The 25,090-nt window shown below is 64.4% G+C and carries 20 protein-coding genes; 6 read left to right on the top strand and 14 right to left on the bottom strand.

What is annotated here, in order from left to right; translation table 11 throughout:
* Positions 1-231: 231 nt before the first annotated feature.
* From X728_RS143065 to X728_RS143075, 3 genes are all read right to left on the bottom strand, one after another.
* A complete protein-coding gene (locus tag X728_RS143065) occupies positions 232-2,604 on the bottom strand; it encodes an aldehyde dehydrogenase family protein (protein WP_023832565.1) in 2,373 nt (790 codons plus the stop codon).
* Positions 2,605-2,829: 225 nt separating this feature from the next.
* Entirely contained in the window at positions 2,830-3,879 is a 1,050-nt protein-coding gene (gene deoC, locus X728_RS143070; RefSeq protein WP_023683550.1) for a deoxyribose-phosphate aldolase, read from the bottom strand.
* Between the two features lie 207 nt (positions 3,880-4,086).
* Complete coding sequence (locus X728_RS143075) at positions 4,087-4,914, bottom strand: ferredoxin--NADP reductase (RefSeq protein ID WP_023683551.1); 828 nt, start codon at positions 4,912-4,914, stop codon at positions 4,087-4,089.
* A gap of 220 nt (positions 4,915-5,134) precedes the next feature.
* Here X728_RS143075 and X728_RS143080 point away from each other — a divergent pair, with 220 nt between their 5' ends.
* Both X728_RS143080 and X728_RS143085 read left to right on the top strand, forming a co-directional pair.
* Positions 5,135-7,219, top strand: a complete 2,085-nt coding sequence (locus tag X728_RS143080) for a hydantoinase/oxoprolinase family protein (protein WP_023832564.1) — start codon at positions 5,135-5,137, stop codon at positions 7,217-7,219.
* Between the two features lies 1 nt (position 7,220).
* Positions 7,221-8,903 carry a hydantoinase B/oxoprolinase family protein gene (locus tag X728_RS143085; protein WP_023832563.1) on the top strand — a complete coding sequence of 561 codons (1,683 nt, stop codon included), beginning with the start codon at positions 7,221-7,223 and terminating at the stop codon, positions 8,901-8,903.
* Between the two features lie 22 nt (positions 8,904-8,925).
* Here the strand turns inward: X728_RS143085 and X728_RS143090 are convergent, their stop codons facing one another.
* Positions 8,926-9,816, bottom strand: a complete 891-nt coding sequence (locus tag X728_RS143090; RefSeq protein ID WP_023671297.1) for an SGNH/GDSL hydrolase family protein — start codon at positions 9,814-9,816, stop codon at positions 8,926-8,928.
* Positions 9,817-10,070: 254 nt separating this feature from the next.
* Here X728_RS143090 and X728_RS143095 point away from each other — a divergent pair, with 254 nt between their 5' ends.
* Complete coding sequence (locus tag X728_RS143095) at positions 10,071-10,841, top strand: ABC transporter substrate-binding protein (protein WP_023755444.1); 771 nt, start codon at positions 10,071-10,073, stop codon at positions 10,839-10,841.
* Positions 10,842-10,911: 70 nt separating this feature from the next.
* Entirely contained in the window at positions 10,912-12,027 is a 1,116-nt protein-coding gene (locus X728_RS143100; RefSeq protein ID WP_023832562.1) for an aminomethyltransferase family protein, read from the top strand.
* 1 nt (position 12,028) lies between these two features.
* Here X728_RS143100 and X728_RS143105 read toward each other — a convergent pair whose 3' ends face one another.
* The 6 genes from X728_RS143105 to X728_RS143130 are packed head-to-tail and all read right to left on the bottom strand — an operon-like array spanning position 12,029 to position 19,324.
* On the bottom strand, positions 12,029-12,490 hold the full coding sequence (locus X728_RS143105) for a MarR family transcriptional regulator (RefSeq protein ID WP_023711349.1): 462 nt from the start codon (positions 12,488-12,490) through the stop codon (positions 12,029-12,031).
* Positions 12,487-13,071 (bottom strand): amino acid synthesis family protein, encoded by a 585-nt coding sequence (locus X728_RS143110; protein WP_023832561.1) that lies wholly within the window; start codon positions 13,069-13,071, stop codon positions 12,487-12,489. Before X728_RS143110 ends, X728_RS143105 begins: the two co-directional genes overlap by 4 nt.
* Entirely contained in the window at positions 13,064-13,948 is an 885-nt protein-coding gene (locus X728_RS143115) for a thiamine biosynthesis protein ApbE (protein WP_023832560.1), read from the bottom strand. The genes X728_RS143110 and X728_RS143115 overlap by 8 nt, the downstream gene beginning before the upstream one ends.
* Positions 13,948-15,489 carry a hypothetical protein gene (locus X728_RS143120; RefSeq protein ID WP_023832559.1) on the bottom strand — a complete coding sequence of 514 codons (1,542 nt, stop codon included), beginning with the start codon at positions 15,487-15,489 and terminating at the stop codon, positions 13,948-13,950. Before X728_RS143120 ends, X728_RS143115 begins: the two co-directional genes overlap by 1 nt.
* The gene (locus tag X728_RS143125; RefSeq protein ID WP_031195779.1) at positions 15,486-18,449 is read right to left on the bottom strand and encodes a molybdopterin-dependent oxidoreductase; all 2,964 of its coding nucleotides are present in this window, start codon (positions 18,447-18,449) and stop codon (positions 15,486-15,488) included. Before X728_RS143125 ends, X728_RS143120 begins: the two co-directional genes overlap by 4 nt.
* A gap of 11 nt (positions 18,450-18,460) precedes the next feature.
* Positions 18,461-19,324, bottom strand: coding sequence for a xanthine dehydrogenase family protein subunit M (locus tag X728_RS143130; protein ID WP_023832557.1), 864 nt, complete (start codon positions 19,322-19,324; stop codon positions 18,461-18,463).
* A gap of 385 nt (positions 19,325-19,709) precedes the next feature.
* On the opposite strand from X728_RS143130, the gene pncA reads away from it, so the two are divergent.
* Positions 19,710-20,324: a bifunctional nicotinamidase/pyrazinamidase gene (gene pncA / locus X728_RS143135; RefSeq protein WP_023832556.1), complete on the top strand. Its 615-nt coding sequence runs from the start codon at positions 19,710-19,712 to the stop codon at positions 20,322-20,324.
* An 85-nt stretch (positions 20,325-20,409) separates the two neighbouring features.
* Positions 20,410-21,777 (top strand): sodium:proton antiporter, encoded by a 1,368-nt coding sequence (locus X728_RS143140; protein WP_050589958.1) that lies wholly within the window; start codon positions 20,410-20,412, stop codon positions 21,775-21,777.
* Here the strand turns inward: X728_RS143140 and X728_RS143145 are convergent, their stop codons facing one another.
* Genes X728_RS143145 through X728_RS143160 form a run of 4 tightly spaced genes read right to left on the bottom strand, consistent with a single transcriptional unit; the run spans position 21,778 to position 25,089 of the window.
* Positions 21,778-22,530 carry an ABC transporter ATP-binding protein gene (locus X728_RS143145; protein WP_023729757.1) on the bottom strand — a complete coding sequence of 251 codons (753 nt, stop codon included), beginning with the start codon at positions 22,528-22,530 and terminating at the stop codon, positions 21,778-21,780.
* Complete coding sequence (locus X728_RS143150) at positions 22,527-23,252, bottom strand: ABC transporter ATP-binding protein (RefSeq protein ID WP_023671286.1); 726 nt, start codon at positions 23,250-23,252, stop codon at positions 22,527-22,529. The genes X728_RS143145 and X728_RS143150 overlap by 4 nt, the downstream gene beginning before the upstream one ends.
* Complete coding sequence (locus X728_RS143155) at positions 23,249-24,211, bottom strand: branched-chain amino acid ABC transporter permease (protein ID WP_023826638.1); 963 nt, start codon at positions 24,209-24,211, stop codon at positions 23,249-23,251. Before X728_RS143155 ends, X728_RS143150 begins: the two co-directional genes overlap by 4 nt.
* Positions 24,208-25,089, bottom strand: coding sequence for a branched-chain amino acid ABC transporter permease (locus X728_RS143160; RefSeq protein ID WP_023671284.1), 882 nt, complete (start codon positions 25,087-25,089; stop codon positions 24,208-24,210). Before X728_RS143160 ends, X728_RS143155 begins: the two co-directional genes overlap by 4 nt.
* Between the last annotated feature and the right edge of the window lies 1 nt (position 25,090).

The following is a 25,090-nucleotide window of genomic DNA, read 5'->3' as shown; positions in this document are numbered from 1 at the left end:
TCCTGTGCCACACAGGCGCGACTATGCGGCCTGCACAATCCATCAGTCCATAAACAACAAATGTTTTTTCTGGTTAAAGAACACATGTCCGGGCGTCAAGCCCGAACGCGATCACCTTCGCGACGGCCGATGTAATGCACATCGCTTGCTCTGATGCAACAACATGTATGACAACCGGGCAACGAGTCACGTTGCCATGGTTCGCTCAAGCACAGCGCGTTTCAGGCGGCATTAGTCGCCGTATGGCACCCAGACGTTCTTCACTTCGACGGCGCGGCGCAGCAGGGCATCGCCGGCGGCCTCGTCGGACGCCCAGTCGAGGCTGCGGCCGTTGCCGGTCCAGACGCGCTTGAGATTGCCGATGGAATCGGCCTCCGCCTTGGCGCAAGTGTCGGCATCGGCAAACAGCCAGAGCCCGTCGACATCGTCATGCTTGGCCAGCACGCCGGCAAGCTCCGCCGTGCGGCCGGTGACGATGTTGATGGCGCCGGCCGGAACGTCGGAATATTCGATCACCTGGTAGAGATCGGTGGCGAGCAGCGGGTATTTTTCCGACGGCACGGCCACCACGGTATTGCCCATGGCAAGCGCAGGTGCGGTCAGGGAGATGAAGCCAAGCAGCGGCGCGCTGTCCGGGGCGACGATGCCGAGGACGCCGACCGGCTCGTGCAAAGCGAGCGTGACGGCGCGGGCCGGTGGCTGATGCACCCTGCCCTCATACTTGTCGGCAAGGCCGGCATAGAGGAACAGGCGCTCGATCGATTGTTCCACTTCCTCCCGCGCGGCCTTGGCGTTGGCGCCGGTCAGTTCGGACAAGCGTGCGGTAAATTCGCCGGTGCGGCCGGACAGGTTTTCGGCGAGATAAAAGAGCACCTGGGAACGGTTGTAGGCGGTCGCTTCCGTCCAGGCCTTGCAGGCGCGGGCGGCGGCAACGGCGTCGCGGATGTCCTTGCGGCTGCCGAGACCGACTTCGCCGGCCAGCTTGCCCCTGGCAGTGGCGACAGAAAGCGAATAATTACCATCGGGCCGCACCTGCTTGCCGCCGATGAACAGTTTGGCCGTACGATCGATGGCGCCGCCATCCGATTGCTCGACGGGCTGCGCCGAAGAGGTCGCCGGCTTGATCACGGGACCAAGCGGCAGTTTTGCCGAGAGATATTCGAACATGCCCTCGCGCCCGCCCTCGCGGCCAAAGCCGCTTTCGCGATAGCCGCCGAAGCCGCAGGCGGCGTCGAACATGTTGGTGCCGTTGACCCAGACGACGCCGGCCTTCAATTGCGGCGCGACATGCAGCGCGAGATTGATGTTTTCGCTCCACACCGAGGCGGCCAGCCCATAGCGCGTGTTGTTGGCAAGCTCGATCGCTTCCTCGGTGTTGCGGAAGGTCATGGTAGCCAGAACCGGACCGAACACCTCTTCCTGCGCCAATATATTTGCCGGCGAAACACCGGTGGCGAGCGTCGGCAGGTGGTAGTAGCCGGAAGACGGCAGCACTGCGTCGGGCTGCCAGCAGACGGCGCCCTGTCTGGCGCCTTCTGCGACCAGGCCCTTGACGCGGTCGAGCTGTGTGGCGTCGACCAGCGGGCCGATATCGGTGTTCTTGTCGAGCGGGCTGCCGACGCGAAGCCGGCTCATCCTGACCTTGACCTTGGCGATCAAGGCATCGGCAATGCCTTCCTGCACCAGAAGCCGTGACCCGGCGCAGCAGACCTGGCCCTGGTTGAACCAGATGCCGTCGACCAGTCCTTCGACGGCGCTGTCGAGATCGGCGTCCTCGAAGACGATGAAGGCCGATTTGCCGCCAAGCTCCAATGACAGCTTCTTGCCCGATCCAGCCGTGGCTTTCCTGATGATCTTGCCGACCTCCGAAGAGCCGGTGAAGGCGATCTTCTGGATGCCGGGATGGTTGACGATGGCGACGCCCGCTTCCGGCCCGCCCTGGACGATGTTGACGACGCCCTTGGGCACGCCGGCACGCTCGCAGATCTCGGCAAACAGGATGGCGGTGAGCGGCGTGAACTCGGCCGGCTTCAGCACCACCGTGCAGCCGGCGGCGAGCGCCGGCGCAATCTTCCAGGCCAGCATCAGCAGCGGGAAATTCCATGGGATGATCTGGCCGACGACGCCGACACCCTTGTGGCCTGGGAAATCCTTGTCCAGCGCCTGTGCCCAGCCGGTATGATGGATGAAATGGCGGATGGCCAGCGGCACGTCGATGTCGCGGCTTTCGCGGATCGGCTTGCCGTTGTCGATTGACTCAAGCACTGCGAACAGGCGCTGATGACGCTGCATCGCGCGGCCAATGGCGTAAAGCACTTTTGCGCGCTGGTAGCCCGAGGATGCCGACCATTTCGGTAAGGCCCTGGTGGCTGCGGCGACGGCTGCGTCGATATCGGCGGCGCCGGCATCGGAGATCTTGGCCAGCAGCTTGCCGGATGAGGGTTCGCTGGTCTCGAAGGTCTTGCCGCCGCCTGCTGCCTTCCAGCCGCCGTCGATGAACAGCGCCTTGCCGAAATCGCGTCCGGCAAGCCAGGCATCGGCCTCGGTGCGGGCTTCCGGCGCCGGGCCGTATTCCATGGCGTGATAGCGTTCGAGAATGTTCATGACGCGCTCCAGATAATCGTCTTGGCAGGCGCTCTGTGGCGCCCCCCTCTGTCCTGCCGGACATCTCCCCCACAAGGAGGGAGATTAGCCTTCGCGCCTGTCGGCTCTGAAACGTCGACAATTGGCGAAATCGCCGACGTTAGCCAATCTCTCCCCAATCGGGGGAGATGTCCGGCAGGACAGAGGGAGGCGCGAAGGAACTCGACGTTCAAGGCCTTCTCCGCCTCACGCCATCGCGTGGCGGTGATTGGCCGAATAATGCCCGGTCAGATGGTGCTCGAGCTGGCGCTCGATGTCGGTGAGCAGGCTCGAGGCGCCGAAGCGGAACAGGTCTGGCTCCAGCCATGGCCGGCCGAGCTCCTCCTTCATCAGCACCAGCCAGTCGAGCGAAGCCTTGGCTGTAGAGATGCCGCCGGCCGGCTTGAAGCCGATGAGAAAGCCGGTCTCCTCGAAATAGGCTCGGATGGCGCGCACCATGGCGAGGCCGACGGGCAGCGTGGCGTTGACGCTTTCCTTGCCGGTCGAGGTCTTGATGAAATCGGCGCCCGCCATCATCGCCACCATCGAGGCCAGCATGACATTTCGCAGCGTGGCGAGGTCGCCGGTGCCGAGGATAACCTTGAGATGCGCATCACTGCAGGCTTCGCGCATCGAGACGATCTCGTTGTAGAGCTCCTGCCATTTGGCGCCGAAGACCAAGCCGCGCGGGATGACGACATCGATCTCGTCGGCGCCGTCGCGCACCGAAGCCTCGATCTCCTGCAGGCGGGTCGACAGCGGCGCAAGGCCGTGCGGGAAAGCGGTGGAGACGGCGGCGACATGGATGCCGGTGCCGCGCACGGCATCAACAGCCGTCGCGACGAAGGGATGATAGACGCAGACCGCCGCCGGCCGGATTTTCTCGCCCTCGATGCCAAGCCCCTCGACGATGTCGCGACGGAACGGGTTGATCGCCTTGGCGCATAGGCGGCGCACCCGCTCTTCGGTGTCGTTGGAATTCAGAGTCGTCAAATCCATGCAGGAGACCGCGCGCAGCAGCCAGGCAGCCTGGTTGTCAGCCTTGATCGAGCGCCGCTTTGTGAGGCTGGCGACCCTGCGTTCCAGCGCTGAGCGGTTGACCGAGCGCACCGATTCCATGAAGCCGAGATCGAGCCGCATGCCGGTGTTGCGGGCAATACCGTGGCTTTGCGGCACGGGCGTGTTGGCGGCCGCACGTGCCGGCAGCGGCGTGACCTTGGACGCGCCGAGATCGGCTTCGCGGATTGTGCTGCTCATCTCCTGCCCTTTCGCTCGACGATTTTACGTCGTGGTGCGTGTCGTTGCTCCCGGACTTGGGCGACACACACCGAAGATAGCCCGTGAATCGATGCTTCACGAGTCCTTCAAGGGCTCATAACGGAAAAAGGCGGCAAAAGCAGCTGAATTTTGACCACATGGTCAAAAACGTCAATTCAAGACGTGGCGCCGAGGCGCCGGCTGATGTCAGCCGACGAAAGCGCGCTCGACGACGAAGGTCGAGGGATGGCTGAGCGAGCCCTCATGGAAGCCGAGGCTTTCGGCCATTTCCTTGACGTCCTTCAGCATATGCATCGAGCCGCAGATCATGATGCGGTCCGTCTCCGGATTGAGCTTCTCGATGCCGAGGTCGGCGTAGAACTTGCCCGAGCCGATCAGCGCCGTGATGCGGCCCATGCGCGCCGATTCTTCGCGGGTCGTCGAATTGTAGAGGGTGACGCGGCCGCCGGTCAGTTCGCCGATCAGGGGATCGTTCTCGAGCGCGGCCACCAGTTCCTGGCCATAGGTCAGTTCGGCATTGTCGCGGCAGGTGTGGGTCAGGATGACCTGATCGAATTTTTCGTAGGTATCGGGGTCGCGCAGCAGGCTGGCGAAGGGCGCGATACCGGTGCCGGTCGAGATCATGAACAGGCGCTTTGCCGGGGTCAGCGCGTCGACGACCAGCGTGCCGGTCGACTTCTGGCGCATGATGACGGTGTCGCCGACCTGGATCTTCTGCAGCTCGGAAGTCAGCGGGCCGTCCGGCACCTTGATCGAGAAGAATTCCAGCTCTTCGTCCCAGGCCGGGCTGGCGACCGAATAGGCGCGGTACACCGGCTTTTCGGCATTGGGCAGCCCGATCATGACGAACTCGCCGGAGCGGAAGCGCAGCGACTGCGGACGGGTGATGCGGAACGAGAACAGGCGGTCGGTGTAATGCTTCACCGAGACGACGGTTTCGGCATAGACATTGGCCGGAATCGGAAACTGCAGCGGACGGGCGCCGGCTGTGTTGAGTGCGGATGTGGTGTTCATCAAATCCAACTCTGTCTTGCCCACGCCTGTGCGGGCGCCAAACCGTTTCCTGCGCGCCCAGACCATTCAGGTCCCGGCGAGCCGTTCACACACTCCAAAGCAGTGAGCTCTTGTGTCCCAAATTTATTAGTATACAAACGATATTTGTGTCAAGATACCGCGCTAAAACAGCTTTCCAAACTGCGGCATATTCGTAGTTCCGCCATTTCGGATTTCGACAATGAAAGAGAATTTTTCGGTGCAACAACCGAATTCCCTGGGTCACGTCGTTGCCGGCATCGATGTTGGCGGAACCTTCACCGACCTCATTTTGATCGACGGAAATGACGGCGGAAAGGTGCATATCGCCAAGACGCCGACGACGGTCGACAATCAGGCGTTCGGCGTGGTTTCAGCGCTGGGCGCCACAGGCTTTGCCATAGACGGCATCGACCTCATCGTGCATGGCACGACCACCACGACCAATGCGGTTCTGGAACGCAGGCTGGCGAAAACCGGCATGATCACCACGCGCGGTTTTCGCGACGTGATCGAGCTTGGCCGCCGCACACGGCCGCAGCCCTATGGCATGACCGGAAGCTTCGTTCCTATCATCCCGCGTGATCTCAGGCTGGAAGTTTCGGAGCGCGTCGAGGCGTCGGGCGCGGTGCGCACGCCGCTCGACGAGGCCGAGATGCGCGACGCCGTGAAGACGCTGATCGCGGCCGGCTGCGAGTCCCTCGTCATCCATTTCCTGCATTCCTACGCCAACCCTGGACATGAGCGGCGCGCGGCCGAAATCGCCGCCGAGCTTTGGCCGAACGGCTACATCACGACTGGCCATGCGCTGCTGTCGGAAGCCCGCGAATTCGAGCGCGGCGTTACCGCCGCGGTCAACGCCTCGGTGCAGCCGATCCTCGAGCGTTATGTCGAGCGGCTGCGCAAGGAATTGGCCGCCAAGGGCTATGCCCGCGACTTCCTGATCATGAACGGCAATGGCGGCATGATCTCGGCCCGTTTCGTCACGCGCGAGTCGGCCAAGACCGTGATGTCCGGCCCGGCCTCCGGCGTCATCGCCGCCGCCTATACGGGCAAGCGCGCCGGCTTTGAAAACCTCGTCACCTACGACATGGGCGGCACCTCGACCGACGTGGCGCTGATCCGGAATGCGGAGCCCGCCGTCTCGAACGAGATCGAGATCGAATATGCGATGCCGATCCATGTGCCGATGGTGGCGGTGCATACGGTCGGTGCCGGCGGCGGCTCCATCGCCCGGGTCGATGCCGCCGGGCTGATCCAGATCGGCCCGGAAAGTGCCGGCGCCAATCCCGGCCCGATCTGCTACGGCCGCGGCGGCCTGGAGCCGACCATCACCGACGCCAATCTGGTGCTCGGGCGGCTGGCGCCGAAGAAGCTGCTGGCGGTCGAAAATCCGGTCACCGTCGAGCGCGTCACCGGCATCTTCGAAGACAGAATAGGCAAGGCCGCCGGCCTCTCCGGCGTCGAGGCGGCGGGCGCGGTGCTGCGCCTCGGCAACATGAAGATGGCCGGCGCCATCCGCATGGTCTCGGTGTCGCGCGGCCATGATCCGCGCGATTTCGCGCTGTTCGCCTTCGGTGGCGCCGGACCGTTGCATGCCTCCGCGCTGGCGCGCGAACTCGGCCTGCCCCGCGTGCTGGTGCCGGCCCGTCCGGGCATCACCAATGCGCTCGGCTGCGTCGTGGCCGATCTGCGTCACGACTTCGTCAACACCATCAACCAGCCGGTCGCCGTGCTCGATGAAGCCCGGCTTCGCGAGGTGCTGGAACGTCACCGCGGGGAAGGCGAGGAACTGATCGGCAAGGAAGCGGTGAAGCCGGAAACGATCCGCGTTACGCACTCTGCCGACATGCAGTTTGTCGGCCAGACCCACATCATCAACGTGCCGTTGCCGTCTTCATCGGTGACAAGGCAGGAGTTGCAGGCGCTGTTCGAAAAAGCCTATTTCGCCCGCTTCAAGGTCGAGCTGCCGGAGATCCGCGCCAATCTGGTCAACCTCAACACGTCGGTGACGGGCGTGCGGCCGGCGATCGACCTGTCACGGCTGATCGACCCGGCCGGACGTACAGAGACGCTAGACGAGGCGCTGCGCGAAACAAGGCCTGTCTGGTACGCAGGACGCTGGCACGATACGCCGATATACGCACGCGAAAAGCTGCCGTCCGATGCCGTCATCGAAGGGCCGGCTATCCTCGAACAGATGGACGCCACCACCGTGCTCGAACCCGGCGACCGCGCAAGATCGGACGCCGACGGCAACATCATCATCGATATCGGCGAGGCCTGAGATGCAAAAGCTCGACGCCATCACGCTTTCGGTCCTGCAGGCTGCCCTCCAGCAGGTCTGCGACGAGATGGATCTCACTTTCTCCCGCGCGGCCTTCTCGCCTGTCATCGCCGAAGCCAATGACCGCTCCGACGGCATCTACTCGGCCGTCGACGGCTCGCTGATCGCACAAGGCAGCCAGGGCCTGCCGGTGTTCGTCGGCGTCATGCAGTATTCGACCAGGACGGTGATCGAGATGATCGCCGACGGCCGCTGCCTGCCACCTGAGCCGGGCGACATCTACATCGTCAACGATCCCTATCTCGGCGGCACACATCTGATGGACGTGCGCTTCGCCATGCCGGTCTACCGCGACGGCAAGATATTTTGCTGGCTATCGAATACCGGCCACTGGCCCGATATCGGTGGCTCGGTGCCGGGCGGCTTCTCCGCTTCCGCCACAGCCGTCGAGCAGGAAGGCCTGCGGCTGCCGCCGGTCAAGCTGTTCAAGAAGGGCGTGCTGGACACGGAAATCTACGCCATCATCTGCTCCAACATCCGCGTCGCCGACCAGCGCATCGGCGATATAAGAGCGCAAGCCGCGGCACTGTTGATCGGTCAGGACCGGCTCAATGGAATCCTCGATCGTTACGGGGACGAAACCGTCGTCGGGGCGATCGCCGAACTGCGTCGCCGCGCCGCCGAGCAGATGCGCGCCAACATCTCCGCCATTCCCGACGGCACCTACAGCTCGAAGGCCTTTGTCGACTCGGACGGCGTGGTCAACGAGCCGCTGACCATCGCGCTCGCGGTGGAGAAGAAGGGCGACACGCTGACCTTCGATTTCACCGGTTCGTCAAAACCCTGTGCCGGGCCGATGAACAGCGTGCTGGCGACGACTTTGTCGTCGGTCTATCTCGCCATGCGCCATATTTTCCCGGATGTACCGATCAGCGCCGGCGCCTTCGAGCCCCTGATCGTCAAGCGGCCGGAAGGCACGTTCCTCGACGCGAAATACCCACGGCCGGTCTCGGGCTGCGCGGCTGAAGTCTCGCAGCGCATCGCCGAGGCGGTGTTCGCGGCGATGGTGCAGGCGCTGCCGGAAAAGGTGACGGCTGCACCCGCCGGCTCCAGCGGCAATTTCGCGCTGGGCGGCAACGATCCGGCGCGCGGCCGCGACTATGTGATGTATCAGATCTCCGGCGGCGGCTATGGCGGCAATTCAGGCCATGACGGGCTGACCAATGGCTGCTCTACCATCGGCATTTCCAAATCGCCGCCGGTCGAGATCATGGAGCAGGCGTTTCCTGTGCTCTACCGCCACTATGCCTTGCGCGAAGGCTCGGGCGGCGCCGGCAAGCAGCGCGGCGGCTTCGGCCTCGCCTATGAGGTCGAGATCTTGCGAGGCGAAGCGCGCGCGTCCTTCGTCATGGACCATGGCCGTTTCGGCCCGCAAGGCGCGCTCGGCGGCAGGGACGGCGCGGTCAACACGGTGACCGTGTTCCGCGCCGGCGAGGCACATGTGCCGCCGCATCTGTCCAAGGAGCAGGACATCGCGCTCAAGGCCGGCGACCGCGTGCGCGTCGGCACGCCGGGCGGTGGCGGCTATGGCGATCCGCGTCAGCGCGACCCGAAACTGGTCGCCGAAGACATCAGGCTTGGTTACTACACCGATGAACAAGCCAAAGAGCTGTTCGGAACCTGACAGCCGACACGCCCGAGCCGCGTCAGGTCTGCAGCTTGGCCTTCAGCGCATCGGCGAATTTTTGCGCGATCTTCTTGAAGCCGGCGGGATCGGGATGCAGTTCGTTGGCCCAGTCGGCCACCTTCAACGTTCCCTGCGTGTCGACCAGATGGAAATTGTTGTTGGGATCGTCGGCCAGGCGCTTTACCACATCGCGGAACGCCGCCAGCGCGTCGTGAACGATGACCGTGCCCTTGGCGACCGTCCAGTTGCAGAAATCGAGCGACGGTTTCAGCCACGGGCCGACACAGGACGGATGCGCTCCGTTCGGGATCGGGAAATCATAGCAATGGCCAAAGATCGGCACGCCTGGCGCGACGCGGTCGCGCAGCGCGAACAAATCGAGATAGCAGGCCTCGACCATGCCGAGCGCCTTGGTGAAGCGGTTCTTGTTCAGCCCGGGGGCGTGGCCGTCATTGAAGTCGAGGAAGATGCAGAACTGGTCGCCGGCAATGTCGTTGCCACCGGCAGAGAACAGGATGGCATCGGGCTTGCCGTCCAGCCAGTTGGCCTTGTTGCGCAGGGCGGCGATCATGCGCTGCTGCTTGGGCAGCGACATCTCGTCGGTCGCCGCATCGCCATGATGGGCAAGGTTGAGGATGGTCGGCGGCATCGAGCCGATGCGGCGCAGCTGCGCGATCACGTCGGTGTCGACGAACGGAAAGCCGTTGCCGGTGAGCGGATAGTCGAACCAGGAATCGCCCTGCGCTAGCATCACCAGCGGCCGGTTGGCGACGGCCGCCTCGAGATTGCCGGCGCTTTCCCTTGCGGTTTCGAGCCGCTCGATGTTGGCCTGGTGAACCTTGATGCGCTTGGCGATGTCGTCGTCTATGCGCCGCTGCGCGGCTTCCTGCACGAATTCCTGCTGGTCCATCCCCAGGTCCCTCCCACGACCGTCTACTTCCAGCTGAGCATGCGCCCATGTCCATGATCGGTCTGTAATTTAGATCACAGTAAGATTCCTGGGGAAGGACGGCTTGCCGCGCCGTGATCGCCGCAGAGCATGTCGTTTCCGTCTCCGTGGGGCCTGCAAAAGACCATAGACTTCTATCCTTGTTTTCGCGCAATTCCGGACGGGAAACCGCCAACACCTTCCCTGGAATTGCTTAGTCAACGGAGATCAGGAACATGCGTCTTTTCGGTCGTTTCGTGCTTGCCGCTTCCGCCGCCCTGCTGCTTGGGACCGGTGCTGCCTCCGCCGAGAAACTCAGGATCGGGACCGAGGGCGCCTATCCGCCCTTCAACTATGCCAATTCGGACGGCACGCTGGGCGGCTTCGACATCGACCTCGGCAAGGCGCTGTGTGCCGAGATGAAGGCCGAGTGCGAATTCTCCGTGCAGGATTTCGATGGTTCCATTCCGGCGCTGCAGGCCGGCAAGTTCGACGCCATCATCAACATCACCATCACGCCGGAACGGGCCGAGAAGGTCGAGTTCACCCACAAATATTACCAGACGCCGCCGGCCATCGCCGTGCCGAAGGATTCGACCATCGCCGGCACATCGCCGGACGATCTGAAGGGCAAGGTGCTGGGCGTGCAGAGCGCAACCATCCACCAGAATTTCGCCGAGCAGAAATACTCCGGCTCGACCGTGAAAGCGTATCCGACCGGCGACGACGCCCGCACCGACATGGCCAATGGCCGGCTCGACGCGATGATGGATGGCTCGATCATCCTGACCGAATGGCTGAAGAAGCCCGATGGCGCCTGCTGCAAATTGCTCGGCACGCTGACCGCCGATCCGGCCATTCATGGACCCGGCGTCGGCATCGCCCTGCAAAAGGGCAACAAGGAACTGGCCGACAAGTTCAATGCCGCCATCGACGCCCTGCGTGCCAACGGCAAGTACAAGGAAATCAACGACAAATACTTCTCGTTCGACGTTTACGGAAGTTAACCCCTTCACCGCTCCTACCTCGGCAGCGCCATCAGGCGCTGCCGTTTTCATGAGATGACGGAGAAGTTTCTTGGTTGAGCGGCGCTCCCCTTTCTACACCAGCATCGTTGGCCTCGGCGCCACGATGGGCCGGGTCGGCGGCGACTTCGTCTCGGCCAAAACTTATTCCGGCATCGCCGACGAGCATCTGAACACGCGCAAGAATGTCGGCGTGCAGGATCTCAGCACCATGGGCAAGATGGACATCAAGGGGGCGGAAGCCGAGGCGCTGGTCAACCACATAATCGCCAACGATGCGGCCGCGATGAGCCCCGGCCAGGTGCGCTATTCCACCGTCTGCCGCGACGATGGCGGCATCATGGACGACCTCACCGTGTTCCGGCTGGCGCCTGAGCATTTCATGCTGGTGACCGGCTCGGTCAACCGGCTGAAGATGCTGCCCTGGCTGCAACATCATGCTGAAGCGCGAAAGGCCTATGTCACCGACATCACGGCGGCCGTCGCCTTTCCGACGATACAGGGGCCGCGTTCACGCGAGCTGCTGAAAGCACTGGTTTCGGATGCCGATCTCGATGAGTTGAAACGCTGGGCGTTCACTTCAGGGCGCGTCGGCGAGACCAAAGTCCTGATCTCACGCACCGGGGTGACCGGCGAGCTCGGCTTCGAACTGTTCGTGCCGGCGGACGAGGCCACTTCCGTCTGGGACGCGCTGATGCGGACCGGTAGCGATTTCGGCCTGAAGCCATACGGCGTGCTGGCCATGTTCACGCTCGGGCTGGAAAAGGCCTATCCGGCGCATGGCATCGACATGGACGAGAGCCGTACGCCCTTCCATGTCGGGCTCGATCGCTGGATCAAGTTCGACAAGGGCGAGTTCATCGGCCGCGAGGCATTGCGCACAATTCGCGACAAGGGGCTCGACGAACGCTGGACCGGGCTGATTCTCGACGGTGACAAGCCGGCCGCGACGGATGCCAGGGTTTTCGCCGACGGCGAGGATGCCGGCGTCGTCACCTACAGCGATCACGGCTATTCCTTAGGCAAAGTTCTGGCGACGGCGCATTTGCGGCTGCCGTTCACCGCCATCGGGACCGAACTCAGCATCGACATTGACGGCAAGCCGACCCGCGCGGTGGTGGCGCCGATGCCATTCTTCGATCCTGAAGGCGCTCGGCTGCGGGCCTAAATCAGGCTAACTTCGCTAGCAGCCGCATAAACGTGGCCGCTTCCTTGGCCGTCAGCGGCGCCAGTGTCTCCTGGGTGATGGCGCGGGCCAACGGGATCAGCCGTTCGATCGCCTCGCGTCCCTCTGGCGTGAGACTGACCAGCAGGCGCCTTTTGTCGACCTCATGCTTGGTCAGGTCGACCAGGCCACGCGCCTTCAGCCGATCGATCACGCCCTTGACGGTCGCCGCATCCATGGCGATCAGCGTTCCCAACTGGTTCTGCGAGGTCTCGCCGACATCGTGCAATTTGGCGAGCGCTGCGAATTGCGGCGGCGTCAGGTCGCTGATCTGGGCGGCAAAGATCGAGACATGGCGCTGATGCGCCTTGCGCAGGATGAAGCCGACCTGCTCCTGCAGGCGGTAGTCATGATCGTCAGGCTCTTCGGCCTCGACCAGTTTCAGAAGATTGTCACCGCCGCTCATCGCAAGCCGTCCCAAGCCTTGATATCGCCAACCGCGAGGCCGCCCATACGGTCGTGCACGCGCGGGCCGCAGCTCATCGCGAGGCAGAACAGGATTTCGTCGGCACGCGGCCCGTCGCTGATGCCGACTTCCATGGCGTCGAAATGGCTGCGGACATAGGCAGCGTTGGTGTGGCCGAGCGGCACGTCAAGCCGCGAGCCGAAGGCGCCGACCTTGGTTGCCGACGGCACGATCGCCTTGGCGTCGCCGAGCCGCTCGCGCATGGCGTAGCCGCCAGGAACGTGCCACAGCGCGCCGTGCTCCAGCTCCCCCGACGAGCCGACAATGGTGCCCTTGCCGTAGGCGTCGATCTGCTTGATGTCGCCGCCCAATGCGGCAATGAGCTTGCCGGTGAGCAGCAGGCCGAGCGGCTTCAGATCGTCCATGGCGCTCTGCAGTTCTTCGACGTAGCGGCCGGCGAACGGGTTCTTCACCAAGGCCACGGCTGCAGCGCGGCGGCGCGGCAGAGCAGCGACCGGCCCGCCATCGTGAAAGATCTCTTCGGTCAGAACCGCGATTTTGCGGATCGGAAACTCAAGCATGGGCAACTTCCTTCCCTGGATTTTTGTTGGGCGCGGCAAGCGCCATGGAACCACTGATGCGCGCTTCCCCACCTAGAAACAGCGCCGATGCGGCAATCAGGCCGCGCCGGCGAAAATCTTCGGCGACGGCAAGGCCATTGTCCAGCGCCCGCTCCACATCGCCACGCACGAGCATGCCGACGGCTTGTGTCACCAGCCGTGCACCGAGATCGCTGTCGGGCGCCAGTTCTTGCGCGGCAATGCGCTTGATGGCGGGATTGCCGGGCAGGTCGACGGCGTTGGCGATGAGTGTCGCCGCCGCATCGGCCTCGGCGCCGGTGCGGGCCAGCACGGTGACGGCGTCGGCAATGCCAAGCGAGAACGAACGGCCGCGCCAGCCGCTGGTGGCGACGCCGCGCACGCCGTCCGCCGAGCGAATGGTGAGGCGGTCGGCCATGCCGTTGCCGGTGCCGGCGATCGCCAGGTTCATCGACTGGCCCTTGCCGATATGGAGGGCGCTGTCGCCGCCATTGTTGACATAGGCCCGGTCGAGCTTGCGACCGGCAAGCAATGCCGAGAGCATTTCGTCGGCTACCGATCCGGCGACGGCGGCCATCGGCGTGATGAAGCATTCCGCCAAGGGCATGACGGCTGCTTCCATGCGCCGCGCCGTCGGGCCGGCGAAGGTGCGCGGCGCCAGGAAAAATGCCGGCAGCCGCAATTCGGGAAGCTCCTCGACCAACTCGATCAGGATCGTCTGGAAGCGCTCGATCGCCTGCTCGTAGGCGGCACGACACTCATCCGCCTCGCCAAAGGCCTGGACGATCAGGTCGATCGGCCCGTGGTTGAGATGCAGCCGCTTGCCGTCCTGCAGCCAGTTGACCTGCGGGCGTTGCATCACCCGGCCCCATTCGAGCCGGCGCGGCGCAATTGCGCCAGCGGCGGCCATGGGTTTTGAGCCTCGGCGGCTGAACCGCGACGCGGGTTGAGATACTCGCCGCCTTTGGCAACGATATCCTCGACGCTGCGTATCTCGGCCTCGTAGCCGCCCAGCCGGACATAGTCGTCGCGGCGTAGCGTGAATTCGATCGGCGCCACCAGCGCCGGCGTCGGCACATAGCCGAAGGCGCCTTCCGGCACGCGCATGACGTCGACCATCAGCGTGATGCCGCCGCCCGGCCAGACATAGACCGGCGCGCCGCCAACGGTAACATAGGTATTCAAGCCCTGCACCGAGCGGGTGAGATTGACCGGGTTTTCGGTGACGCCGGCGCGCAGCGAACCGCCGGCGCCGCCAACGAACAGCACGGTGCAGAGCGCCGGCTCGCAATTGTCCTCGATCAGGCCGACCGACTTCTGCAGCCGTTCCGGGAACGGTTTTTCCACCGGCTTCAACTCGTCGTCGAGCTCGTAATAGGCGAACTGCTCGCCGGTGGTCGACACCATCAGCAGCGACAGGCCGGGGCGGGCGCCCTTCTTGGCGTTCCATTCGCCGAGGATCGACAGCGGGTCGGAAATCGAGGTGCCGCCCCAGCCGAGGCCGGGCTCGGAAACCTTGAAATAGCGGCCCGGCGTCGAACGGCGGCCGATGATCTTGATGCCGGTATCCTGCCAGCCCAGCACCTTGCCGGCCTGATGCTCGGAGACGACGCCGGTGATATGGTCGTCGACCACCACCACCTCGTCGACAAGGCCGCGCCATTGCGTGGCGAACATGCCGATGGTGGCCGAGCCGCAGCCGACCCGCATGCGGTGTTCCTGCTTGCCGTCGATGACAGGTGGTTTGCCGGCTTCGACGATGATGGTGGCGCCACCGTCGATGGTCAGTTCGACAGGCTTGCGGTTGCACAGATTGAGCATCGCGTCACAGGTTGCGCGGCCTTCCGCCTTGGAGCCGCCGGTCAGATGATGCACGCCGCCCAGCGACAGCATCTGCGAACCGTATTCGCCTGTCGTGACGTGGCCGATCGGCTCGCCTTGCGCGCGCACGATTGCCGTTTCGGGACCGAAATGGCGGTCGGTATCGATCTTCACCTTGACGCCGCAGTACGAAAAAATGCCTTCGGTGACCACGGTCACCAGATCGACCCCCTCGACCTCCTGGCTGACGATGAAGGGGGCCGGCTTGTAGTCGGGATATGTGGTGCCGGCGCCGATCGCAGTGACGAAGCGGCGGCCGGTGTTGACCAGTTCGCCGTCCCATTGCTCGCCCTCGGCGGTGAAGGGCACGACCGCGGCGCCGCTCTCTGCCGCATGGTCGAGGATGGTCAGCGGGTCCATACGCACGATGCGGCCACCGACATTGCCGTAGCGGTCGCAGGCGCCGGTGCGGCCATCGGCGATGTAGCACATCACCGGACAGGCATCGCAGCGGATCTTTTCCGCCACCAGCTTTTCGCCCGGATCGTGGGTTTCGAAGCGTTCGGCAAGCTCGCTCATCGGCGTGCCTCCTTGTCGCGGATGCCATCTTTTTCGCGGATGGCGGCGCGGAGGCGCGTCGGCGTCGCCGGAACCTTGGTGATGAGAACGCCGGTGGCGTGGCGTATGGCGTTGAGGATGGCGGGTGCGGTCGGGATCAGCACATGCTCGCCCAGGCCCTTGGCGCCGAACGGTCCCTCCGGATCGGGAACCTCGATCAATATGTGCTCGATCTCAGGCACATCGCCGATGGTCGGGATGAGATAGTCGTGCAAATTCTCGGTGCGACCGGGGATGTATTCCTCCATCAGCGCCATGCCGATGCCTTGCGCGATGCCGCCTTCGATCTGGCCTTCGACCAGCAGCGGGTTGATAGCCTTGCCGACATCGTGCGCGGCGGTGATTTTCAAGAGCTTCACCGTGCCGAGCTTGAGGTCGACTTCGAGTTCGGCGATCTGCGCGCCATAGCCGTAGACGGCGTAAGGCTTGCCCTGGCCCTTGGCATCGAGCGGCAGCGTCGGCGGATCGTAGGTCTCCTCGGCGCGAAAGACGAAACTGTCCGCATCGACATCGAGCGCGGCGAGATCGATGCGCCGAGTGGCTTCGCCCTCACGAATGACGATCGCCGGGCCGTCCAATTGCAGGGCCGCGTTCTCCGAGACATTGGCAAAGCGCAGGATCTTTTCGCGCAAGGCGCGGCCGGCTTTTTCGGCCGCCTTGCCGGTGACAAAAGTCTGGCGCGAGGCCGATGTTTTGCCGGCGTCGGGGCTGATCGCAGTGTCGGCGCTCTTCAGCTTGAATTTTTCCAGCGGCAGGCCGAGTGCGTCGGCGCAGATCTGGGCGATGACGGTGTTGGAGCCCTGGCCGATATCGACGGCGCCCTGGTGCAGGATGACCTCGCCCTCTGGCGAGATACCGACCCTTATGGTCGACGGATTGGGCAGCGAGGTGTTGCCGCAGCCATACCAGCAGGACGCGATGCCGACGCCGCGCTTTTTGCTCGTATTGGCATTGTTGAATGTATCTGCGTCGGCCTTCGCGCGAGCCCAATGCGGTCGCAAGGAGTCGAGGCACTCGAAAATGCCGACGCCCGACTCCAGTCGCTGTCCGGTAACCGTTTCGGATCCGTTCCGAAGGCAGTTCTTCAGCCGAAAATCGAGCCGGTCCATGCCAAGCTTGCCCGCAAGCTCATCGTAAAGCGTCTCCTGCATGATCGTCGCCTGCGGCACGCCGAAGCCACGGAAGGCGCCGGAGATCGGCCCGTGGGTGTGGATGGCGCGGCCTTCGGCGCGGTAATTCGGCGTCGCATAGGGACCGGAGGCATGCACCGGCACGCGGTTGGCGACAGTCGGCCCCCAACTGGCATAGGCGCCGGTGTTGAAATCGCCTGTGAAGACCATGCCGGTGACATGGCCCTCGGCATCTACGCCGATGGTCGCCTTCATCTCGGCGGGATGTCGCTTGGTGGTCGACATCATGGATTCGTTGCGGGTGTAGGCCAGTGCTGCCGGCCGGCCGGTCTTCAGCGCCACAAGGCCGATGAGCGGCTGCAGTGAAACGTCCAGTTTCGAGCCGAAGCCGCCGCCGGTCGCGGTCGGCACGATGCGCACCTTGTCGACGGCAAGACCGAGCACCTTCGCCGTTTCGTCGCGGTCCATGTAGGGAGCCTGGGTGCAGGCGACGACGACCAGCGTGTCGCCGTCCATGTAGGCATGGCCGGCTTCCGGCTCGATGTAGGCGTGCTCGACATAGGAGGTGTCGATGGCACCGGACACTGTGAAGGCAGCCTCGCCAAGCGACGCCTCGGGGTCGCCGCGCTCGACAAAGCCCTTGGTCAACAAATTGGCCGGGCGGTTCGCGTGGATGAGCGCCCCCCCTTCTGCCTGCGCGTCGCCGGGCTGCAGAAAATGCGGCAGCTCGGTCCAGCGGACCGGGAAATCCTGGAGGTCGAGATCGAGCATGGCCTCGCGCTCGCCGGCGACCAGCGCCACTGCCTCGCCGCGCAGCCGCGCAAAGCCTTCGGCCAGCGCCGGCTGGTCGGCAAACGGACCGATGACGCCGAAACAGTTTTTTCCCGGAATGTCGGCGGCGGTGAAGACGCCGACGATGCCGGGATGCGACTTCACCCAGCCCTCCAGGTCGCCGAAGGCGAAGCCGGCATGATAATGCGGCGAGCGGACCACCAGCACGGCCAGCGCATCGGCGGGAAAGGCATCGGCGCCGAATTTTTCAGCGCCGGTGACTTTTGGCACGCCGTCGAGCCGGACCGGGGAGGCGCCTACAGCATTCCCTGTGGTTGGCATTCTACGTTCAAAGTTGAATTCCAACGAATGACGTTGGCGCTGCCCCTCACCCTTACCCTCTCCCCGTGAAGAACGGGGAGAGGGGAGCGTCGGCGCTGGAGCACTTCCCTTCTCCCCGTCACTATACGGGGTGAAGGTGCCGGCAGGCGGATGAGGGGCAGCGCCGTCGGTCGACGTCTCGAACCGTCCCGCATCCATCACTGCCGCGATGATCTTTCTGTAGCCGGTGCAACGGCACAGGATGCCACCCAGCGCATCCTGCACCTCGGTCTCGGTCGGATTCGGCGTGCCATCCAGCAGCGCCGTCGCAGCGACCAGCAGCGCCGGCGTGCAGATGCCGCATTGCGCAGCGCCATGCGCCAGGAAAGACGCCTGCAGCGCCGACAGAAGGCCATTGGCGAGGCCTTCGACGGTCGTTATGGACGTCCCGGCTGCGGAGGCCGCCGACATCAGGCAGGCGCAGACGGCGTCGCCGTCGACCAGCACCGTGCAGGCGCCGCAATCGCCGGCATCGCAGCCAACCTTGGTGCCCGTCAGCTGCAATTCGTCGCGCAAAACCTGCGACAGACGGCGCAGCGGCGGCACATTGACCGAGACGGCGGCGCCATTGACGGCGAAGGCGATCTCGGCGCGATCGAGGCCGACGCCCGGCACGAGGGCGGGCAGAGCTTCAAACATCTCGGAGTGGCTCATGCCGCCACCATGCTGTTGTCGTTCGTCAACCCGCAAGCTCCCAGCACGGCGCGGGCGACAAGCTCGCGCGCTGCGTCGAGCCGGTATTCGGCGCTGCCGCGCACGTCGGCAATCGGCGAGAGCTCGGCCATCGGCGCGGACAGGAGAGCATCGGCGAGTGCCGGGCCGACAGGCTTGCCCACCAGCACGGCTTCGACAGCGGCGAGCCGCTTGGCGACGGCCGAGCAGGACCCGACCGCGACAGCGGCTTCCATGACCATGCCATTCTCGGCAACGAGGCGCGCCGCCACCATGGCGATGGAGATGACGAGGTAGCGCCGCGCACCGAGCTTGACGAAGGCCGACGTGCCGGTGGCCCTGGGCTTCAGCACCCGGATGGCGGTAACCAGCTCGCCCGGTAGCAGCGCGGTGCGGCGGTTGCCGAGAATGAACTCCTGCAGCGGCAGATGACGCGTCGCGGCTGCAGAGCGCAGCTCGACCTCGGCGTCCAGCACCAGCAGTCCCGGAACGCCATCGGCAGCAGGCGAAGCATTGCAGAGATTGCCGGCGATCGAGGCGACATTCTGGATCTGCAGGGAGCCCACTTCGCGCGCGGCCTGCTTCAGCGCATCGAAAGCCGCCGGCACTGGATGGCGGACAAGGTCGGCCCAGGTGGTGCGGGCGCCCAAAACCCAATGGGTTTCGGTCTCGGCAATGCCGCGCAGCGAGTGCAGGTCGTTAATATCGAGAACATTGTCGCGGAACGGTTTGGCGCCCTGCGCCGGATAGAAATCGGTGCCGCCGGCAAGCACGCGCCAGGCGCCCTCGCCCAGCAGAGCGAGCGCCTCGTCGAGCGTGGTGGGTTTCGCGTAACGGATCACGCTTTGCCTTCCAAAAAAATCGGCCTTCCCATTGGGACCTTCAAAAGGTGGGGTCTTCCCGAACCCCGCCAATGTCTGATCAGGCCAAATTCATTCGTATGCAAATGATATCAAGCTGGCGGAAATTGTCAAAGCCGGAGTTTAAGGGAACCCGGCCGCCACGCATTTGTTACGTCCGCGCACGATCCCCAAAAATCGGAATCGATTTTCGGAAAGGATCCTGCGCAATGTAAAGTGCTACAGCGTCCTTTGCGCGTCCGAAGGGGACGCGCGGCGCTGTAGGAGGTTGACGCAGGCGGCCATCCGGTCAAGTTTCAGCATCCGGTCGCATCAGCGGCGTGTTTCACTCGATCCCCCGTTCGAGACGTAGAAGAGGAGAGGCGCCATGGCCGACGAAGCGCTTGTTGTCATCGACCTGCAAAACGACTTCTGCCCCGGCGGCGCACTGGCGGTTGCCGGCGGCGACGAAATCGTGCCGCTGGTCAACGATCTGATTCGGCATGCCGAGCATGTCGTGCTGACGCAGGACTGGCACCCGGCCGGACATTCGAGCTTTGCCTCCAGCCATCCGGGGGCGCAGCCCTTTAGCGCGATCGAGATGCCCTATGGGCCGCAGACGCTGTGGCCGGACCATTGCATCCAGGGCAGCCTCGGCTCGGATTTTCACTCGGGGCTCGCCTGGACCAAGGCCGAGTTGGTGATCCGCAAGGGATTTCGCCCTGATATCGACAGCTACTCCGCCTTCTTCGAGAACGACCACAAGACGCCGACCGGGCTCGCCGGCTACCTCAAGGAGCGCGGCATCGGCACCGTGACCCTGGTTGGCCTGGCGACCGACTTCTGCGTCGCCTTCTCGGCCCTCGACGCGATCAAGCAAGGCTTCAAGACGACGGTGCGGCTCGACGCGTGCCGCGGCATCGATCTCAACGGTTCGGTCGAGGCGATGCTGAAGAGGATGCGCGATGCCGGGGTGAGGCTCGAAGACCCGATCTCGGAGTGACTGGATCGTGACGCATCGAGGGGGCTGCACACAGTTGGGGAAGGCTTTCGCGGCAGGTGTACTCGCTTCCGCTGTGTCTCCGCAAATGGCCTTCGCGGCCGAGGCCCGCGGTCTGCCCGATGCTGCCATGTCGCTGTCGTGGGCGCTGCCTTTCGCCGGCCTGCTGCTGTCGATCGCCACCGGACCGCTGCTGTTCCACCATGTCTGGGAGCATCATTACGGCAAGATCGCCGCCGGCTGGGCAGCGCTGGCGATCATCCCCCTGATGGTTGCATTCGGCGTTCCGGTAGCCGGCGAAGCCGTGCTGCACACGCTGCTCACCGAATACATGTCGTTCATTATCCTGCTGTTCGCGCTCTACACCATTTCGGGCGGCATCCTTGTGGCCGGCAACATCCATGGCACGCCGCTGGTCAATGCCGGGCTGCTGCTCGTCGGGGCAATGCTGGCCTCGGTGATCGGCACCACCGGCGCCTCGATGATCCTGATCCGGCCGATGCTGCGCGCCAACGACAACCGGCAGTTCAACGCCCATGTCGTCATCTTCTTCATCTTCCTGGTGTCCAACATCGGCGGCTCGCTGACGCCCTTGGGCGACCCGCCATTGTTCGTCGGCTTCCTGCGCGGCGTCGACTTCTTCTGGACGACGGCGAACCTCTGGCGCGAGACGCTGTTCACCGGCGGCTTGGTGCTGCTTGTCTTCCTGGCCATCGACATCATGCTGCATCGCCGTGAAGGCGGCGCGCCGAAGATCAAGGATCCGACGCCGGATACAAAGGTGCGCCTTCGCGGCCTGGCCAATCTGCCGCTGCTGGCTGGCGTCATCGCGGCCATCCTGCTGTCCGCAGCATGGAAGCCGGGCGTGAGCTTTTCAGTGCTGGGCGTCAGCCTCGAACTGCAGAACCTGGCGCGCGACGCCATTATCCTGGGGCTCGCCGGACTGTCGCTTGTCGTGTCACTCAAGAGCCATCGCGAGGCCAACGGCTTCACCTGGGGCCCGATCGCGGAGGTGGCGAAACTGTTTGCCGGCATCTTCATCTGCATCGTGCCGGTCATTGCCATCCTTCGCGCCGGCCATGACGGCGCGCTGGCGCCGCTGGTGGCGCTGGTGACGTCACCCACCGGCCAGCCGAATGATCTCACCTATTTCTGGCTGACCGGCGGGCTGTCGTCCTTCCTCGACAATGCGCCGACCTATCTGGTGTTTTTCGAACTCGCAGGCGGCGACGCGCGGCACCTGATGACGGAGGCGGCCTCGACGCTGGCCGCGATCTCGGCCGGCGCGGTGTTCATGGGCGCCAACACCTATATCGGCAATGCACCCAACTTCATGGTCTACGCCATTGCCCGACACCGCGGTGTGAAGATGCCGGGCTTCTTCGGCTACATGGCATGGTCAGGGCTGGTGCTGATCCCGATCTTTTTGATCGCCGGGTTCCTGTTTTTCGGCTGATCAGCCGACGCCGACATAGCGCCTGACTGCCGATGGGTCGGCGCGCAATTGCTCGACATCGACGGTCTCGCGGTTGCGGCCGTTCTCGATGAAGCAGACGCGGTCGGCGACGGACAGCACGGCGTCGACGCGCTGTTCGACCAGAATGGTGGAGACACCTAGCTCACGCAGCTTCACCACCGTCTCGCGGATCTTGGCGATCATCGACGGCATCAGCCCCTCCGTCGGCTCGTCTAGCAACAGCACCTGCGGCTCAAGGCAAAGCGCACGGGCCATGGCCAGCATCTGCTGCTCGCCGCCGGACAAAGTGCCGGAGCGCTGGCGCAGCCGCTGGCGCAGCAGCGGGAAGAGATCGAGCACGCTCTCGCGCGTCGCTCTTCCCTTGCCGCGCGCCATCAGGCCGATCTCGATGTTTTCCGCCACCGTCATCTCGGCGAACAGCCGCCTGCCTTGCGGCACATAGGCGACGCCGGCCTTGGGCACCTCATGCGCCGGCAGGCCTGTCAATTCCTTGCCGGCGAGCCGGATCGAGCCGGCGCTCGACGGAACCAGCCCCATGATTGCTTTCAGCGCCGTCGTCTTGCCGGCGCCGTTGCGACCGAACAGGCACAGCACCTCGCCCTTGTTGAGCACGAGATCAAGCTCGTAGAGCACCTGAACCTCGCCATAGAAGCAATCGAGCCTGGAGATGGTCAGCGCTTCAGTCTTGTGGGCTTCAGTCTTGGGGGCCTCAGTCTTGGGGGCTTCGCTCATGGCGCCGTCCCCAGATAGGCTTCCTGCACCTGTGTGTTGGCGCGAACCTGTTCGGGCGTGCCTTCGGCCAGGATCCTGCCGGCGTTGAAGACCGTGATGCGGTCGGCCAGCTGCATGACGACCGGCATGTTGTGCTCGATCAGGAGCACGGTGGCGCTCTTGGCAATCTCGCGCACCAGTCCGATGAAATTGTCGATCTCGCTGTCGGCCAGCCCCTGCGTCGGCTCGTCGAGGATCAAAAGCCGCGGCTTAAGCGCCAGGCCCATCGCGACTTCCAGCAGGCGCTGGTGGCCGTAGGAAAGCTGGCCGGCCGGCATATGGGCGCGGCCGGCAAGTCCGGTGCGTTCCAGCGCGGCCATGACGCCGTTGCGCACCGCACCTTTCGAGCGGCCATCGGTCAGCGTGCGCTGCACCGGCAACGCGACATTATCGTAGGCAGAGAGGTTGGCGAAGACGCTGGTGATCTGGAAGGTGTAGGCGATGCCCCGGCGCACCCTGAGATAGGCCGGCTGGCTGGTGATGTCGGCGCCGTCGAAGACGATCATGCCGGACGATGGCTGAATGCGGCCGCTGACCAGGCTGACGAAGGTGGTTTTGCCGGCGCCATTGGGGCCGATGACGGCGCGGATCTCGCCCGGCATCAGCTGAAAATCGACACCGTCGACGGCGCGCAGGCCGCCGAAACTGCGCGCCAGGCCTTTGGTGGTCAGCAACGGCATCATGGGAGCCACCCGAGCCAGCGCTGGCGGATGGTGCCCAGAATGCCTTTGGGGAAAAACAGCACCAGCAGGATGAGCGCAATACCGACGATCAGGAGATAGGCGGAGGTGTAGCCGCTGGCGGTGTCGATGACATAGTACATGAACACCGTGCCGAGCAGCGCGCCCAGCGTCGTGGCGGCGCCGCCGAGCAGCACCCAGAGCAGCGGCAGGATGGAATACTGCACCGAGGCAAAGCTCGAGCCGACATAGCCGAACAGCAGCGCATAGGCCGCACCCGAGGCGGCGCAGATGGTGCCGGAGACGACGACGGCGATCAGCTTGTTGGAGAAGGTGTCGTAGCCCAGCATTTTCGTGCGCTCCTCGTTCTCGCGCACCGCGACCAGCACGCGGCCATAGCGGGAGCGGACGATGGCGAGGGTGATCAGCAGCACGACCGAGAACAGCGCCAGCGCGCTCATGTAGCGCACGGTCGGGTTGGTTAGGTCGAGCGATGTCGCGCCGAAGGCCAGAACCCGCGCCGGCTGCGGCACGACCAGACCCTGGTCGCCGCCGGTCCAGGCGGCGAAATAGAGGATGACGAGGTAAAACACCTGCGCGAACATCATGGTGACGATCATGAAGGCGACGCCGGTGGTGCGCAGCGCCAGCAGGCCGATCACCAGTGCCAGCAGCGCGCCGCAGGCGATGCCGGCGAGGAAAGCCAAAGGCACGCTCCAGCCGAGATGGATGACCGCGAGACCAGCGCCATAGAGCCCGGCGGCGAAGAACATGGCGTGGCCGAGGCTGAGCAGGCCGACATAGCCGAACAGCATGTTGTAGCCCATGGCGAACACCGCCAGCACCATGATGCGGGCGACGAGGCCGTGATGATAATCCGGCAGGACGAAGCTCAGGGCGAACAGCAGCGCGATGGCGCCGATGTGCAGAGCATAGGCTTTTGCCGGCGAAGCTTCGCTCATCGCGACGCCTGCCCGAACAGGCCCTGCGGCCGGAATACCAGCACCATGGCCACCAGCAGCGTGGCGATGATCTTGGCCAAAGTCGGCGAAAAGAACACCGAGATGATGCCGTCGGACAGGCCGATCAGCACGGCGGCGACGACGGTGCCGCGCAGCGAGCCGAGGCCGCCGATGATGACGACGATGAAGGACAACAGCAGCGGGTCCTGTCCCATCAGATAATGCGCCTGACTGATCGGCACGATCAGCACGGCGGCGATGGCCGCCAGCATGGCGCCGAGCCCGAACACGCCGGCATAGACGCGGTCGACCGGAATGCCGAAGGCCTGCGCCGTCTCGCTGTCATATTGGGTGGCGCGCATGATGAGGCCGATCTTGGTGCGCGTCAGCACCAGCCAGGTGGCGATGAGCAGAAGGGCCGAAGCGGCAATGATCGACAGCTTGTAGCCGGAATAGCCGAACCAGGGCAAAAGGATGCGGTAGCTGAAGGGCGGCTCCACCGGGCGCGCTTCCGGGCCATAGAAGCTCAACGCCAGCTGCTGGATGATGTAAAGCATGCCGATCGTGGCGACGATGGTGGCTTCCGGATTGTAATTGAGCCGGCGCAGCACAAGCCGCTCGGCTACCAGCGCAATGGCGCCGACGATCAGCGGCGCAATCACCAGCGCCGCCAGGAAGCCGAGCGTGGGATGGCCGGGTATCGCCGTCGAGATCGCCCAGGCCAGCACCGCGCCCAGCATGAAGAACTCGCCATGGGCGACGTTGACGACGCGCATGACGCCGAACACCAGCGACAGCCCAAGCGCCGTCAGCGCCAACACGGCGGAGGTGACAAGGCCTTCGAGGGCGGCGAGGAGGAGGTGGGGTCCGAAATGCATT

Source organism: Mesorhizobium sp. L103C119B0 (assembly GCF_000502235.1).
Classification (GTDB): Bacteria; Pseudomonadota; Alphaproteobacteria; order Rhizobiales; family Rhizobiaceae; genus Mesorhizobium.
This window is presented reverse-complemented; position numbering and strand designations above follow the sequence as displayed.